Source organism: Pseudomonas migulae (assembly GCF_043225285.1).
GTDB lineage: Bacteria > Pseudomonadota > Gammaproteobacteria > Pseudomonadales > Pseudomonadaceae > Aquipseudomonas > Aquipseudomonas migulae_C.
The window spans coordinates 2,465,008-2,478,914 of the sequence record NZ_CP171224.1; the positions used below are offsets into that span (position 1 = coordinate 2,465,008).

At 61.6% G+C, this 13,907-nt stretch carries 16 protein-coding genes and 1 other RNA gene; 6 read left to right on the top strand and 11 right to left on the bottom strand.

Annotated elements, in window-relative coordinates; translation table 11 throughout:
* Positions 1 to 134: 134 nt before the first annotated feature.
* From gcvH to ACF6ZU_RS11465, 9 genes are all read right to left on the bottom strand, one after another.
* On the bottom strand, positions 135 to 518 hold the full coding sequence (gcvH, locus tag ACF6ZU_RS11425) for a glycine cleavage system protein GcvH (RefSeq protein ID WP_392892430.1): 384 nt from the start codon (positions 516 to 518) through the stop codon (positions 135 to 137).
* A 49-nt stretch (positions 519 to 567) separates the two neighbouring features.
* On the bottom strand, positions 568 to 1,650 hold the full coding sequence (gene gcvT / locus ACF6ZU_RS11430) for a glycine cleavage system aminomethyltransferase GcvT (protein ID WP_392892432.1): 1,083 nt from the start codon (positions 1,648 to 1,650) through the stop codon (positions 568 to 570).
* Between the two features lie 156 nt (positions 1,651 to 1,806).
* Positions 1,807 to 3,423, bottom strand: coding sequence for an ABC transporter permease (locus tag ACF6ZU_RS11435; RefSeq protein ID WP_392892434.1), 1,617 nt, complete (start codon positions 3,421 to 3,423; stop codon positions 1,807 to 1,809).
* A 170-nt stretch (positions 3,424 to 3,593) separates the two neighbouring features.
* Positions 3,594 to 4,598 carry an extracellular solute-binding protein gene (locus ACF6ZU_RS11440; protein ID WP_392892436.1) on the bottom strand — a complete coding sequence of 335 codons (1,005 nt, stop codon included), beginning with the start codon at positions 4,596 to 4,598 and terminating at the stop codon, positions 3,594 to 3,596.
* A gap of 230 nt (positions 4,599 to 4,828) precedes the next feature.
* Positions 4,829 to 6,046 (bottom strand): 2-octaprenyl-3-methyl-6-methoxy-1,4-benzoquinol hydroxylase, encoded by a 1,218-nt coding sequence (locus ACF6ZU_RS11445; protein ID WP_392893780.1) that lies wholly within the window; start codon positions 6,044 to 6,046, stop codon positions 4,829 to 4,831.
* Between the two features lie 9 nt (positions 6,047 to 6,055).
* Positions 6,056 to 6,541, bottom strand: a complete 486-nt coding sequence (locus tag ACF6ZU_RS11450; RefSeq protein ID WP_392892438.1) for a DUF4442 domain-containing protein — start codon at positions 6,539 to 6,541, stop codon at positions 6,056 to 6,058.
* Positions 6,534 to 7,721 carry a 2-octaprenyl-6-methoxyphenyl hydroxylase gene (gene ubiH / locus ACF6ZU_RS11455; protein WP_392892440.1) on the bottom strand — a complete coding sequence of 396 codons (1,188 nt, stop codon included), beginning with the start codon at positions 7,719 to 7,721 and terminating at the stop codon, positions 6,534 to 6,536. The genes ACF6ZU_RS11450 and ubiH overlap by 8 nt, the downstream gene beginning before the upstream one ends.
* On the bottom strand, positions 7,718 to 9,052 hold the full coding sequence (gene pepP / locus ACF6ZU_RS11460; RefSeq protein ID WP_392892442.1) for a Xaa-Pro aminopeptidase: 1,335 nt from the start codon (positions 9,050 to 9,052) through the stop codon (positions 7,718 to 7,720). Before pepP ends, ubiH begins: the two co-directional genes overlap by 4 nt.
* 27 nt (positions 9,053 to 9,079) lie before the next feature.
* Complete coding sequence (locus tag ACF6ZU_RS11465) at positions 9,080 to 9,640, bottom strand: YecA family protein (RefSeq protein WP_392892443.1); 561 nt, start codon at positions 9,638 to 9,640, stop codon at positions 9,080 to 9,082.
* Between the two features lie 200 nt (positions 9,641 to 9,840).
* On the opposite strand from ACF6ZU_RS11465, the gene ACF6ZU_RS11470 reads away from it, so the two are divergent.
* From ACF6ZU_RS11470 to ACF6ZU_RS11485, 4 genes are all read left to right on the top strand, one after another.
* Positions 9,841 to 10,050 (top strand): TIGR02449 family protein, encoded by a 210-nt coding sequence (locus ACF6ZU_RS11470; RefSeq protein WP_003177365.1) that lies wholly within the window; start codon positions 9,841 to 9,843, stop codon positions 10,048 to 10,050.
* On the top strand, positions 10,047 to 10,364 hold the full coding sequence (locus ACF6ZU_RS11475; protein ID WP_008024266.1) for a cell division protein ZapA: 318 nt from the start codon (positions 10,047 to 10,049) through the stop codon (positions 10,362 to 10,364). The genes ACF6ZU_RS11470 and ACF6ZU_RS11475 overlap by 4 nt, the downstream gene beginning before the upstream one ends.
* 30 nt (positions 10,365 to 10,394) lie before the next feature.
* Positions 10,395 to 10,573, top strand: a non-coding RNA gene (gene ssrS / locus ACF6ZU_RS11480) — 6S RNA.
* An 86-nt stretch (positions 10,574 to 10,659) separates the two neighbouring features.
* Complete coding sequence (locus ACF6ZU_RS11485; protein ID WP_392892450.1) at positions 10,660 to 11,265, top strand: 5-formyltetrahydrofolate cyclo-ligase; 606 nt, start codon at positions 10,660 to 10,662, stop codon at positions 11,263 to 11,265.
* A gap of 36 nt (positions 11,266 to 11,301) precedes the next feature.
* Here the strand turns inward: ACF6ZU_RS11485 and ACF6ZU_RS11490 are convergent, their stop codons facing one another.
* Complete coding sequence (locus ACF6ZU_RS11490; protein WP_007942433.1) at positions 11,302 to 11,454, bottom strand: hypothetical protein; 153 nt, start codon at positions 11,452 to 11,454, stop codon at positions 11,302 to 11,304.
* Between the two features lie 200 nt (positions 11,455 to 11,654).
* On the opposite strand from ACF6ZU_RS11490, the gene ACF6ZU_RS11495 reads away from it, so the two are divergent.
* Positions 11,655 to 12,104 carry an EVE domain-containing protein gene (locus ACF6ZU_RS11495; protein ID WP_392892453.1) on the top strand — a complete coding sequence of 150 codons (450 nt, stop codon included), beginning with the start codon at positions 11,655 to 11,657 and terminating at the stop codon, positions 12,102 to 12,104.
* A 129-nt stretch (positions 12,105 to 12,233) separates the two neighbouring features.
* Here the strand turns inward: ACF6ZU_RS11495 and ACF6ZU_RS11500 are convergent, their stop codons facing one another.
* Positions 12,234 to 12,650 (bottom strand): flagellar basal body-associated protein FliL, encoded by a 417-nt coding sequence (locus ACF6ZU_RS11500; RefSeq protein WP_392892454.1) that lies wholly within the window; start codon positions 12,648 to 12,650, stop codon positions 12,234 to 12,236.
* A gap of 150 nt (positions 12,651 to 12,800) precedes the next feature.
* On the opposite strand from ACF6ZU_RS11500, the gene ACF6ZU_RS11505 reads away from it, so the two are divergent.
* Positions 12,801 to 13,778 carry an NADPH:quinone oxidoreductase family protein gene (locus ACF6ZU_RS11505; RefSeq protein WP_392892456.1) on the top strand — a complete coding sequence of 326 codons (978 nt, stop codon included), beginning with the start codon at positions 12,801 to 12,803 and terminating at the stop codon, positions 13,776 to 13,778.
* Positions 13,779 to 13,907: the final 129 nt, after the last annotated feature.

Sequence of the window (13,907 nt, forward strand, 5' to 3'; positions counted from 1 at the left end):
TCGCGATAGCGGTCTGACAGTCGCTGCATTGGCGCCTGGTCTGCCGTCATCGCGAGCAGGCTCGCTCCCACACGAGACTTTCATCGCCCACAAAAAAGCCCCGACAGGTCGGGGCTTTGGGTGACGCTGAAGGCTTACTCGCCGATGGCGGCCTTGTAGCCAGCCGCATCGAGCAGCTTGTCCAGATCGCCGGTGTTGCTTGGCTTCAGTTTGAAGATCCAGGCACCGTACGGGTCGGAGTTGAGCAGTTCCGGGTTTGCGCTCAGTTCTTCGTTCACCGCAATCACTTCGCCGGCAACCGGGGAGTAGATGTCGGAAGCGGCTTTAACCGACTCGACGACACCGGATTGATCGCCGGCAGCGAAAGTGGTGCCCACTTCAGTCAGCTCAACGAACACCACGTCGCCCAAGGCTTCCTGAGCGTGATCGCTGATACCCACGGTGACGGTGCCGTCGGCTTCCAGACGGGCCCATTCGTGACTTTCGGCAAAACGCAGGTCGGCAGGGATATCGCTCATGTTCTGTGTCCTCAAGGAAATTGTCAGCGGTCGTGCCCGCCGGAAAAGGTTAGATCAAGGTTTTGCCATGGCGTACGAAGGTCGGTTTGACCACTCGGACCGGGTACCATTTGCCACGGATTTCCACTTCCGCGCGGTCGGCTGTCGCCATCGGCACGCGCGCCAGTGCAATCGACTTGCTAAGCGTAGGAGAGAAACTACCACTGGTGATCTCTCCTTCGCCAACATTGGCGATGCGGACTACCTGATGAGCGCGCAAAACCCCACGCTCCTCAAGGACCAGACCGACCAGTTTGTGTTGCACGCCCCCTGCCCGTTCAGCTTCCAGAGCATCACGGCCAATGAACTGGCGAGAGGCCGGCTCCCAGGCAATGCTCCAGGCCATGTTCGAGGCCAGGGGCGAAACGTCCTGATTGATGTCCTGTCCGTAGAGGTTCATGCCCGCCTCGACACGCAGGGTATCCCGCGCTCCGAGCCCGATCGGCGAGATGCCCGCGCCAACCAGATCGTTGAAGAAGCCGGGGGCCTGATTGGCCGGCAGGATGATTTCCAGCCCGTCTTCGCCGGTGTAGCCAGTGCGCGCGATGAACCAGTCACCGTCGGGCTGGCCTTCGAACGGCTTGAGCAGCTGGATCAGGTTGCCGCGAGACTGGGTGACCAGTTCGGAGATTTTGTGCCGGGCATGAGGGCCTTGAATGGCGAGCATCGCCATTTCCGAGCGCTCGGTGATGTGCACGTCGAAGCCATCGAGGTGCGCCTGCATCCACGCCAGGTCCTGGTCGCGGGTGGAGGCATTGACCACCAGGCGATAACCGTCGTCGAGGCGGTAGACGATCATGTCGTCGACGATGCCGCCGCGCTCGTTGAGCATGGTGCTGTAGAGCGCACGGCCGGAGCTGTGCAGGCGCTCGACGTCATTGGCCAGCAAATGCTGAAGCCAGGCCTTGGCCTGACTGCCGCTGACATCGATCACGGTCATGTGGGATACATCGAAAACCCCGCAATCGCGACGCACCTGATGGTGCTCCTCGACCTGCGAGCCGTAATGCAGAGGCATATCCCAACCGCCAAAATCGACCATCTTCGCGCCGAGGGCGAGATGAAGGTCATACAGAGGCGTACGCTGTCCCATGGGTTTCTCCTTCCGGGCGTGGCGAAGGTGCGGGCCGATGCTGCACGGGGTAAAAGCCCTGAAATAGAAGGCTTCCAGCCGATTTCAGCGACCGGGTCTGTAAGACGGACCGCACCGAATGCCGCGCATTGTAGCCTCAAGGTGTAGGACTGGCACCTAGGCGTTTCGATGCGCCGAACGTCGAATCAATCCGATGACCGGTAACAACCCGACCAGAACCAGGGTCAGTGCCGGTAAAGATGCCCTCGCCCACTCACCTTCGCTGGTCATTTCAAAGATGCGCACCGCCAGCGTGTCCCAGCCAAACGGGCGCATCAGCAGGGTCGCGGGCATTTCCTTGAGCACATCGACGAACACCAGCAGCGCCGCACTCAGTGTGCCGGGCAGCAGCAACGGCAGATACACCTTGAAAAACAGTCGTGGCCCACTGACCCCAAGACTACGTGCCGCTTCGGGCAAAGAGGGCCGTATTCGCGCCAGACTGCTTTCGAGCGGCCCGTGAGCCACGGCGATGAAACGCACCAAATAGGCCAACAGCAACGCCGACAGACTGCCGAGCAGCAACGGCTTGCCGGCGCCACCGAGCCAACCCGACACAGGGATCACCAGTTCACGATCCAGATAACTGAAGGCCAGCATGATCGATACCGCCAGAACCGAACCCGGCAGCGCATAGCCGAGGTTGGCCAGGCTGATGCCGGAGCGGATCGCCCGGGTGGGCGCGAGGCGTCCGGCGAACGCCAGCACCAGCGCGACACTGACGGTGATCAGCGCCGCCATACCGCCCAGATACAGCGTATGGACGATCAGCCCGGTGTAACGCTCATCCAGATCGAAACGCCCGCGCTGCCAGAACCACACCACCAGTTGCAGCATCGGAATGACGAAGGCACAGGCAAACACCAGGCCGCACCAGCTCATCGCCGCGAACGCCTTGAGCCCGCGAAGGTGATACAGCGCCTTGACCCGCGGTCGTTCGTTGCTCGCCCGATTGGCTCCGCGCGCGCGACGCTCGCCGTAGAGCACCACCATCACCACCAACAGCAACAGGCTGGCCAGTTGCGCGGCGGTGGAGAGGCTAAAGAATCCGTACCAGGTTTTGTAGATAGCCGTGGTGAACGTATCGAAGTTGAACACCGACACGGCGCCGAAATCCGCCAGCGTCTCCATCAACGCCAGCGCCACACCCGCGCCGATGGCTGGCCGCGCCATGGGCAAGGCGACGCGCCAGAACGCCTGCCACGGGGATTGCCCAAGGACACGGGCGGCTTCCATCAGGCCTTTGCCCTGGGCCAGGAACGCCGTGCGCGCCAGCAGGTAAACGTAGGGATAAAAAACCAGCACCAGAACCAGGATGACACCGCCGGTGGAACGCACGCGCGGCAGCCGCAGGCCGGTGCCGAACCATTCGCGCATCAGGCTCTGCACGGGCCCGGCGAAATCCAGCAGACCGACGAAGACGAATGCCAGCACATAGGCGGGAATGGCAAACGGCAGCATCAGCGCCCAGTCCAGCCATTTCCTGCCGGGAAACTCACAGAGGCTGGTGAGCCAGGCAAGGCTGACACCCAGCAGCGTGACGCCAATACCGACGCCGAGCACCAGGGTCAGCGTGTTGCCCAGAAGGCGTGGCATCTGCGTGTCCCAGAGGTGGGACCAGATTTGATGATCGAGGGTTTGCCAGGACAACAGCAGAACGCTGAGGGGCAGCAGGACCAGCGCAGCAATGGCGAAGACCAGGGGATACCAGCGGCGTTGGGCAGGGTGGGCCAAGGACAAACTCTCAAGCAGAAGGGATATACACAGAGCCCATTGTAGGAGCGAGCCTGCTCGCGATGAACGTAAGGACGCCGCGGGCCGTCAGACACCCAGCGTTATCGTTGACGTTCATCGCGAGCAGGCTCGCTCCTACAGTGGGTAGTGCTTGTCGCACAAAAGCGGGATCAGTTCCAGCCAGCCCGATCCATCATGCGAATCGCTTCAGCCTGGCGCTTGCCCGCCACTTCCACCGGCAAGGTATCCGCCACAAACTTGCCCCAACCCGCCACTTCGGCGGACGGCGGAACCGCCGGGTTGGCCGGGAACTCCTGGTTCACGTCGGCAAAGATCTTCTGTGCTTCCGGCGTCGTCATCCACTCCACCAACGCCTTGGCTGCTTCCGGGTGCGGCGCATGCTTGGTCAGGCCGATGCCCGAGAGATTGACGTGGACGCCACGATCACCCTGGTTCGGCCAGAACAGCTTCACCGCCAGGTCAGGCTTCTGCTTGTGCAGGCGACCGTAGTAGTAGGTGTTGACGATGCCGACATCGCACTGGCCGGCGTTGATCGCTTCCAGCACCGCAATATCGTCGGAGAACACGTCGGTGGACAGGTTGCTCACCCAGCCCTTGAGGATTTGCTCGGTTTTGTCCGCGCCGTGGACTTCGATCATGGTGGCGGTCAGGGACTGGTTGTAGACCTTCTTCGCCGTGCGCAGGCACAAGCGGCCTTCCCAGTTCTTGTCGGCCAGACCTTCATAGGTGGTCAACTCGCCCGGCTTCACTCGATCGGTGGAATAGGCGATGGTCCGCGCGCGCAGGCTCAAGCCGGTCCAGGCATGGCTGGAGGCGCGGTATTGCAGCGGGATGTTGGCGTCGATGGTCTTCGAGGTGAAGGGTTGCAGGATGCCCATCTGCTCGGCTTGCCAGAGGTTGCCGGCATCGACGGTCAGCAGCAGGTCGGCGGTGGCGTTCTCACCCTCGGCCTTGATGCGCTGCATCAGCGGCGCTTCCTTGTCGGTGATGAACTTCACCTGTACACCGGTTTTCGCGGTGTAGGCATCGAACACCGGCTTGATCAGCTCGTCGATACGCGAGGAGTAAACCACCACCTCGTCAGCGGCCTGGGCAGTGGTGCTGCCGATCAGGGTCAGGGCGAGTGCGGTCAGTAGACGCTTCGGTGCCAACATGGGAGCGATCTCTCGATTTGAAAAAGTGAGGCCAAATGATAAGGACTCACATTTACCTTCTCAATCGAACAGTTCGCGGAGGAGTTACCAGATGTTGCACAGGATATTTCCTGTGGGAGCGAGCCCGCTCGCGACGGGGTTGAAGGATACCGCTGGCGGCCTGACACCCCACGTCGCTCTCAAGTCCATCGCGAGCAGGCTCGCTCCCGCAATGGACATCACTGCAGATGTCAGGCCTTGGCGAGAGCCGGCAAATCCCCGGTCAACCCCAACGCCTCGCGCACAAACAACGCCTTGGCCTCCGGCATCTGCTCGACGATCTTCAGCCCTGTATTGCGCAACCAGCGCACCGGCAGCGGATCCGCCTGGAACAGTCGCTCGAAGCCTTCCATCGCCGCCATCAACGCGAGGTTATGCGGCATGCGTCGGCGCTCGTAACGGCTCAGCACTTTCACATCCGCCAGGCGCTCGCCCCGCTCCGAAGCTTGCAGCAACACTTCGGCAAGCACCGCGGCATCGAGAAAACCGAGGTTCACGCCCTGCCCGGCCAGCGGGTGAATGGTGTGCGCCGCATCGCCGATCAGCGCCAGGCCCTCCGCCACATAGCGTTTGGCATGGCGCTGACGCAGCGGCACGCACAGGCGCGGGTCGGCGCTGTCCACCGTGCCGAGCCGGCCTTCGAAGGCGCGCTCCAGCTCACGGCAGAATCCTTCGTCATCCAGCGCCATCAAGCGTTCGGCTTCGTTCGGCGTGGTCGACCAGACGATCGAACACCAATCCTGCCGGCCATCACGCTCCAGCGGCAGAAACGCCAACGGGCCGTTGTCGGTAAAACGCTGCCACGCGGTCATTTGATGCGGCCGGCTACTGCGCACACTGGTGACGATCGCGTGATGCAGATAATCCCACTCGCGCGTCGCCACGCCGGTCAGGCGCCGCACCGCCGAATTGGCGCCGTCCGCCGCGATCACCAACGGCGCACGCAGGGTGCGGCCATCGGCGAGGGTCAGCAGCCAGTCGTCACCGGAGCGGCGCATCTGCTCCAGGCGCGCGTTGGCCAGCATCCCCAGATCGCAGTCGTGCAAGCGGTCGAGCAAGGCGTCCTGGACCACGCGGTTCTCGACGATATGCCCGAGCACCTCGGCATGCACGCTGGCGGCTGAGAAGTGAATCTGCCCGGTGCCGCTGCCGTCCCAGACATGCATGTCGGTGTACGGGCTGCTGCGCCGGTTGGCGATGCCGTCCCAGACGCCCAGGCGTTCGAGAATCCGCTGGCTGGCCGCCGACAGGGCGCTCACCCGCGGTTCGAACGGTGCCTGAGCGTCGAAAGGCTTGACGCTCATCGGGCTGCCGTCCAGCAACAGCACGTCCAGCCCGCTGTCCTGCAACGCCAGCGCCAGGGCGCTACCGACCATTCCGGCCCCGACAATCAGCACATCTGCGCGCATGTCCATGCTTTAAGCCTGCCTCGCTCGCGGTTTGAGCCGCACGTAAAGGGTTTTCCGGACCCGCGCCACCAAGGTGCCGGCGCCGTCGTGAATATCGACCTGCAACTGCGGCAGGTATTTTTCGCCGCTTGCCGTCTCGCGGCGGATCTCGTCGAGCAGCGTCTCGTCGATCCTGAACCGGGCGAACACCGGGCCTTTGCCCGGCGAGATGAAATCGATGTCGGCGGCTTTGTCCCAGACGATGTAGTGACCGCCCAGGTTTTCCATCAGCATCAACATGTAGAACGGGTCGACCATCGAATACAGGCTGCCGCCGAACTGCGTGCCGACGTAATTGCGGTTGTACCAGCCCAGCCCCATGGACACCTGGATATCGCGAAAGTCATCGCTGATATGCCGAACCCTCACCCCGGCGCCGAGATAGGGCGGGTAAAAAGTCATGAACCAACGCATCAACCGCGCTTTGCCGAACGTGCCGGTCAGCCACTTAAGCATCGGGACGCGTACCCAGGCCCATGGCTTGTCGGGCGAACCAGCGCTTGGCCGGTGGCAACAGATCGAGGCCAAGCAGGCCGATGTTGCGGCCCAGCGAAACCAGCGGTTGAGTGCTGCCGAACAACCGCGTGACCTGATCGGAGAAACCCACGGTCAGGTTCTGATCCAGACGCTGGCGCTCGCGATAGGCCTGCAACGTCGCGAAGTCGCCGGGCGCTTTCTCGCTGGCTAAAAGCGCATCGGCCAACGCCTGGGCATCGCGCAGCGACAGGTTGAAACCCTGGCCGGCAATCGGGTGCAGGCTGTGGGCGGCATTGCCGAGAATCACCAGGTGCGGGCGTACCTGTTCCTCGGCTTCAATCAAGGTCAGCGGATAAAGATGCCGCGCGCCGACTTGCTTCAATGTGCCGAGGCGGTAGCCGAACACGCCCTGCAACTCGCTGAGGAAACTGCGCTCATCGAGGGACGCGAGCCGTTGCGCGTCCATGCCCAGTCGGGTCCAGACCAGGGCGCAGCGGTTTTCCGGCAGCGGCAGCAACGCCATCGGGCCGTCGTCGGTAAAACGCTCGAACGCCATGCCGTTGTGGGCTTCGCTCGGAGTGATGTTGGCGATCAGCGCGCTCTGGTTGTACGGGCGCTTCTTGATGCCGATGCCCAGTTGCTCGCGCAGGCCGGAGCGGCCGCCATCGGCGAGTACCGCGAGGTCGCATTCCAGGGTTGTTTCGTCATTGAGGGTCAGGCGATAGCCATCGGTCAGCGGTTCCATGCGCGTGACTTCCGCCGGGCAGCGCCAGGTGACCACGTCGTTGTCCAGGCCTTTCCAGAGGCACTGGCCAAGCCAGGCGTTTTCCACCACGTAACCCAGCGCCGGCACGCCCTCTTCCATCGCCGACAGCCGCGCGGTAGAGAAGCGGCCCCGGTCGGACACATGAATCTGCTTGATCGGTTCGGCGCGGCGAGATATTTCCTGCCACACGCCCAACCGTTGATAAATTTGCTTGGCACCGTAGGACAGCGCCGAAGAGCGAGCATCGTAACTCGGCTGGTAGGTGTCGCCGGGCGCAAACGGCTCTATCAATACGATCTTCCAGCCACGTGCCTTCGCGCCGGCCTGCAACGCCAACGCCAGGCTGGCGCCGACCAGGCCGCCACCGATGATTGCCAGATTGACCCGACTCATGCCGCTTTCGTCCGTGCTTCAGCCATCAGCGCTTCGATCTCGGCGACCGTTTTCGGTACGCCATTGGTCAGGATTTCACAGCCGGTTTTAGTGACCACGACGTCGTCCTCGATGCGCACGCCAATGCCGCGCCATTTTTTCGCTACGTTCTGGTTATCCGGGGCGATGTAGATCCCCGGCTCCACGGTCAGCGCCATGCCGACTTCCAGCACGCGCCATTCGCCGCCGACCTTGTACTCGCCGACGTCATGCACATCCATGCCCAGCCAGTGGCCGGCGCGGTGCATGTAAAACGCTTTATAGGCTTCGCTGGCGATCAACTCGTCGACGTCCCCCAGCAGCAAACCCAGTTTCACCAGACCGGCAGTAATTACCCGAACCGTGGCTTCGTGCGCCTGGTTCCAGTGCTTGTTCGGGGCGATTTCGGCGAAGGCCGCTTCCTGCGAAGCCAGCACCAACTCGTAGATCGCCTTCTGTTCCGCGGAATACTTGCCGTTGACCGGCCAGGTGCGGGTGATGTCGCTGGCGTAGCAATCGATCTCGCAGCCAGCGTCGATCAGCACCAGGTCACCGTCCTTGAGCACGGCGTCATTCTGCTGGTAATGCAGGATGCAGCTATTGCGCCCGGCGGCGACGATCGAACCGTAGGCCGGCATTTTCGCCCCGCCCTTCCGGAATTCGTAATCGAGCTCGGCTTCAAGGCTGAACTCGTGCAGACCGGCGCGGCTGGCCTGCATCGCGCGGATATGCGCCTGGGCGGAAATCCGCGCGGCTTCGCGCATCACCTTCACTTCTGCCGCCGATTTATACAGGCGCATGTCGTGCAGCAGATGATCCAGCGCAACGAATTCGTTGGGCGGCTGCGCACCGAGGTGCGCCTTGGAGCGAATCACGTTGATCCAGTCCATCAGGTGCCGATCGAATTCCGGGTTGCTGCCCATGGCCGAATACACCCGGTCGCGCCCTTCGATCAGGCCCGGCAGGATGTCGTCGATATCGGTAATGGGGAAGGCGTCGTCGGCGCCGAAGTCGCGGATCGCGCCTTCCTGGCCGGCGCGCAGGCCGTCCCAGAGTTCGCGCTCGGCGTTGCGCTCGCGGCAGAACAACAGGTATTCGCCGTGCTCACGACCGGGCATCAAGACGATGACGGCCTGTGGCTCGGGAAAGCCGCTGAGGTACTGGAAGTCGCTGTCCTGACGGTAAACGTGCTCGACGTCGCGGTTGCGGATGGCCACCGCGGCGGCGGGCAGGATGGCGATGCTGTTGGGTTCCATCTGCGCCATCAAGGCCTTGCGGCGACGGCTGTATTCCGATTTCGGGATATGAATCATGGGCAGATGGCTTTTCCTGGCTCGCGATTAATGCAACGACGGTTTGGCGGCGGCCGGCGCGTCCGGCTTTTTGGTTTCGGAGAACAACAGCAGCGGCGCGACGCGCAGGTATTCCATCACTTCCATGTAGTCGCTTTCGCCGTCGTCGGACTCTTCCAGCGCGTCTTGCACCTGGGAGATCGCCGCAAGATCCTGCAACACTTCGGTGGCCTCGGTGCTCAGCATGCTGCTGTCACGGCAGTTCAGGCCGAAACCGCTGAGGAAACCCTGGCACCATTGGCCCAGTGCGGCGGCACGATCAGCCAGCGGCTCGTCATCCGTCGGCAGCAGCAGGACGACGGTCACGTCATCACCGGTCAGCTCGCCCTTGACCATTTCTTGCAGGCCGATCAAGGCATTGCGGACGTTGTCTTGCGGCTCGCCTTCGAGCAGCTCGGCGGCATCGACCAGCCAGCCTTCGGCATCGAAGCCGGCACCGGCGCAACTGCGGCCGAGAAGCAGGCCATGCAGCTCCGCAGGCGAGACGTTATGGCCGCTGGAGGTCAGCAGGGTGGCGAAAGCTTGGTACGGGGAATTCTGAATGGGCATGGGCAGCTAGGCGCCAGACGGCGCTATGTCTAGAATGAAGGCCTTGTATCCTACATCGACTACCCCTGTAGGAGCGAGCTTGCTCGCGATGGTCGCCAACGATGATGCTGGGTATCTGACACCCCGCGGCGTTCTCAGGCTCATCGCGAGCAAGCTCGCTCCTACAAGTCCAACACCCATCAGACATTTCAGTGGACACAATGGAAGACACCGACCTGCAAGCGCTGATGGCCAGACTCGAACTGCTAATTGATCGGGTCGAGCAACTTAAGAGTCAAAACGGACTCCTACTAGCTCAGGAAAAGACCTGGCGCGAGGAACGCGCTCACCTCATTGAAAAAAATGAAATCGCCCGGCGTAAGGTCGAATCGATGATTTCGCGCCTCAAGGCCCTGGAGCAAGACTCATGAGTTCAAGCAATAGCGTAACCGTGCAGATCCTCGACAAAGAGTATTCGATCATCTGCCCCCAGGAAGAGCGCAGCAACCTGGTGAGCGCTGCCCGTTACCTGGACGGCAAGATGCGTGAAATCCGCAGCAGCGGCAAAGTCATTGGCGCCGATCGCATCGCCGTGATGGCTGCGTTGAACATCACGCATGACCTGCTGCACAAGGAAGAACGCCCGGATGTGCAGGTCAGCGGTTCGACCCGCGAGCAGGTTCGCGACCTGCTCGATCGCGTCGATCTGGTGCTCGCGACCGATCCGGACGTCACCAAGGGCTGATTCGCCGGACCGCTTGGGTTATACTCGCATCACTCCCTGGGGTGCTTGCCAGTTGACCACGTCCCTGAGCCGATTCGCACTACCCTGGAGGCTGCACGTTGGGCTGGTGTGCATGTCCGCTAGACGGAAAGCCTTAAAGCCTACTGCATCTTCCACCTTGAACTTTCGGGTTCAAGGGCTAAGTCAGCAGCGGTTCATCCGGGGAGCCTGATTCCAGTCCGATGCCGGTTCAAACACCGGCATCGGCTTTTTTACGGGTACGCTTTGTGTACCCGCACTGCCGAAGCCCGAATCCATGACCGAACCTGCGCTGCTGCCCCGCCCGCAACTTCGACGCATGCTGCGCAAGGCCCGCCGCGCACTGACACCCAGTCAGCAACGCCAGGCCGCTCGCGGGCTGTACAAGCAATTGGCCCAGCAGCCGTTGTTTCGCCGCGCCAAACACATCTCCCTGTACCTGCCCACCGACGGTGAAATCGACCCGCGCCTGTTGCTGCGTGCCGCACAACGCCGGGGCAAGGCGACGTACCTGCCGGTGCTCAGCGCCTGGCCGCGAACCAAGATGGTGTTCCAGCGGATTCGCCCCGGCGAAAAGCTCAAGCCCAACCGTTTTCGCATCCTCGAACCACGGGCGAACCTCGCCCGCCAGCGCAAGATCTGGGCACTCGATCTGGTGCTGTTGCCGCTGGTCGGTTTTGACGATGTGGGCGGACGACTGGGCATGGGCGGCGGTTTCTACGATCGCAGCCTTTCGTACCTGGCGAGGCGCAAAGACTGGCGCAAGCCGACGTTACTGGGACTGGCCCATGAATGTCAGAAGGTCGAGCGATTGGCTCAAGCGAGCTGGGATGTGCCGTTGCAGGGAACGGTTACAGACAAGGCCTGGTATTTCGCAGGCTAGACGCCACTGAGAACTAGCGGCGTCGAAAAGACCGGTTCAGCGCTTGAAGGCTGACGGCTGTTGTTGCTGCGCGATTTCAATCGGCGCATCGGTCTTGTTGTTCCAAAGGCTTTGGGCATAGCCGGTGGTCACGACGCCGAGGCCAAACAAAATAACCAAAATCCATAGTAAATCCGGTTTGCGTTTCATCGATTGCCCCCCAAAGGCACATCAACACGATGACAGCAGCGGTTTCCGTTGTAGGTGTAGGCCGTGCAGCAGCGTCAAGCTTAGAAGGCCGGCATTTTGCGACAACGTGAACTGACACGCAAACGCTGGCGTCAACCGACTGTCGGTTTGTCATAAAATTGCCCGACAACTTGCCCACCTGACTCGCAAGGAGCAAAACCATGGCCTATTGGCTGATGAAATCCGAGCCCGACGAGCTCTCGATCAAAGGCCTGGAGAAGCTTGGAAAAGCGCGCTGGGACGGCGTTCGCAACTACCAGGCACGGAATTTCCTGAGGGCGATGGCGGTCGGTGATGAGTTCTTCTTTTATCACTCCAGCTGCCCGGAGCCCGGGATTGCCGGCATTGGGAAGATTGTCGAAGCGGCGTATCCGGACCCGACGGCGCTGGAGCCGGAAAGTCATTACTACGATCCGAAGGCCACCGCCGAAAAAAACGCCTGGAGCGCGATAGATGTCGCGCATGTCGAGACGTTTTCCAAAGTATTGAAGCTGGATTATTTGAAACAGCAGACCGCGCTTGCGGAGATGCCGCTGGTGCAGAAGGGTTCGCGCTTGTCGGTGATGCCGGTTACGGCCGAGCAATGGGCGGCGGTCATGGCACTGCGCTGAAATGCTTTTGTAGGAGCCGGCTTGCTGGCGATGGCGGTCTCAGGTTTCGCACTTTGTAGGAGCCGGCTTGCCGGCGATGGCGATTTTGAGGGCGCCATCGCCAGCAAGCTGGCTCCTACAGATCCAGCATTACTGGATGATCAGGTTGTTGAACAACAAATCCTCAACCACCGGCTTGCCGGTTTCGTCATTCATGACTTGCTGGGTCTGCTTCAACGCTTCCTGACGCAGCTTTTCCTTGGCTTCGACGTTGTTCATCGTCTCGGTCGACTGCTGGGCAAACAGCGCCACCAACTGATTACGAATCAAAGGTTCGTTGGCCTTCACCAGCCTGGTCGCGTCTTCACCGGTCACCCGCAACGCCACGTCGGCCTTGTAGACCTTCAGCTTCGGCGTGCCATCCAGCCCATAGTTGCCCACGAACGGCGGGCTCAGGGTGATGTAATTGACCTTCGGCGCTTCGCCTTCTTTGGCCTCTTTAGCTTCTTCGGCAGCTGCCACCACAGGCAGAGACAGGGCCAGCAACAACATGATCCACGCTTTCACAATTCGCTCCTTATCCGGTTTGTGGCCTAGCATAACGACCCGCCGCGCAAGCACAAGCTTATGGCTGACTATCAGGGCGGGGCATGCTCGTTGACCCGTTGACTCACACACCTACACTTATCGGCCATCACTCCCAAAGGAATAGCCCTGATGAAAGCCGTGCTGTGCAAAGCCTTCGGCCCTGCCGAATCGCTGGTGCTGGAAGACGTCGCCAGCCCTGTCGCGAAGAAGAACGAAATCCTGCTGGACGTGCACGCCGCCGGGGTGAATTTCCCGGACACGCTGATCATCGAGGGTAAATACCAGTTCAAGCCGCCCTTCCCGTTTTCACCGGGCGGCGAAGCGGCAGGCGTGGTCAGTGCAGTGGGCGAGAAAGTCAGCCACCTCAAGGTCGGCGACCGGGTCATGGCCCTGACCGGCTGGGGCAGTTTCGCCGAGCAGGTCGCGGTTCCAGGCTACAACGTGCTGCCAATCCCGCCGTCCATGGACTTCAACACCGCCGCAGCTTTCAGCATGACCTACGGCACCTCGATGCACGCCCTCAAGCAACGGGCCAACCTGCAACCGGGTGAAACCCTGCTGGTGCTCGGTGCCTCTGGCGGTGTCGGCCTGGCCGCCGTGGAAATCGGCAAAGCCATGGGCGCCCGGGTGATCGCCGCCGCCAGCAGCGCGGAAAAACTCGCCGTGGCCAAAGCCGCCGGTGCCGATGAGCTGATCAACTACAGCGAAACCAACCTCAAGGACGAAATCAAACGCCTGACCGATGGCCAGGGCGCCGACGTCATCTACGACCCGGTCGGCGGCGACCTGTTCGACCAGGCCATCCGCGCCATCGCCTGGAACGGCCGCTTGCTGGTGGTGGGTTTCGCCAGCGGACGCATTCCGGAATTCCCGGTCAACCTCGCGCTACTTAAAGGTGCCGCAGTGGTGGGCGTGTTCTGGGGCTCGTTCGCCCAGCGTCAACCGCAGGACAATGCAGCGAACTTCCAGCAGCTGTTTGGCTGGTTCGCCGAAGGCAAGTTGAAGCCACTGGTGTCGCAGGTCTATCCGCTGAGCAATGCGGCGCAGGCAATCAATGACCTTGGCCAGCGCAAGGCGGTTGGGAAAGTGGTCGTGCAGGTTCGCTGAATCAGCGCCAGACACAAAAAAGGCCAGGACAACTGATGAGGTTGTTCTGGCCTTTTCATTTTCGGGGTTCACACAATTCATTTGTCGATCATCAATCTTGATCGATGTGGCGGTAATTATGTACCGCCT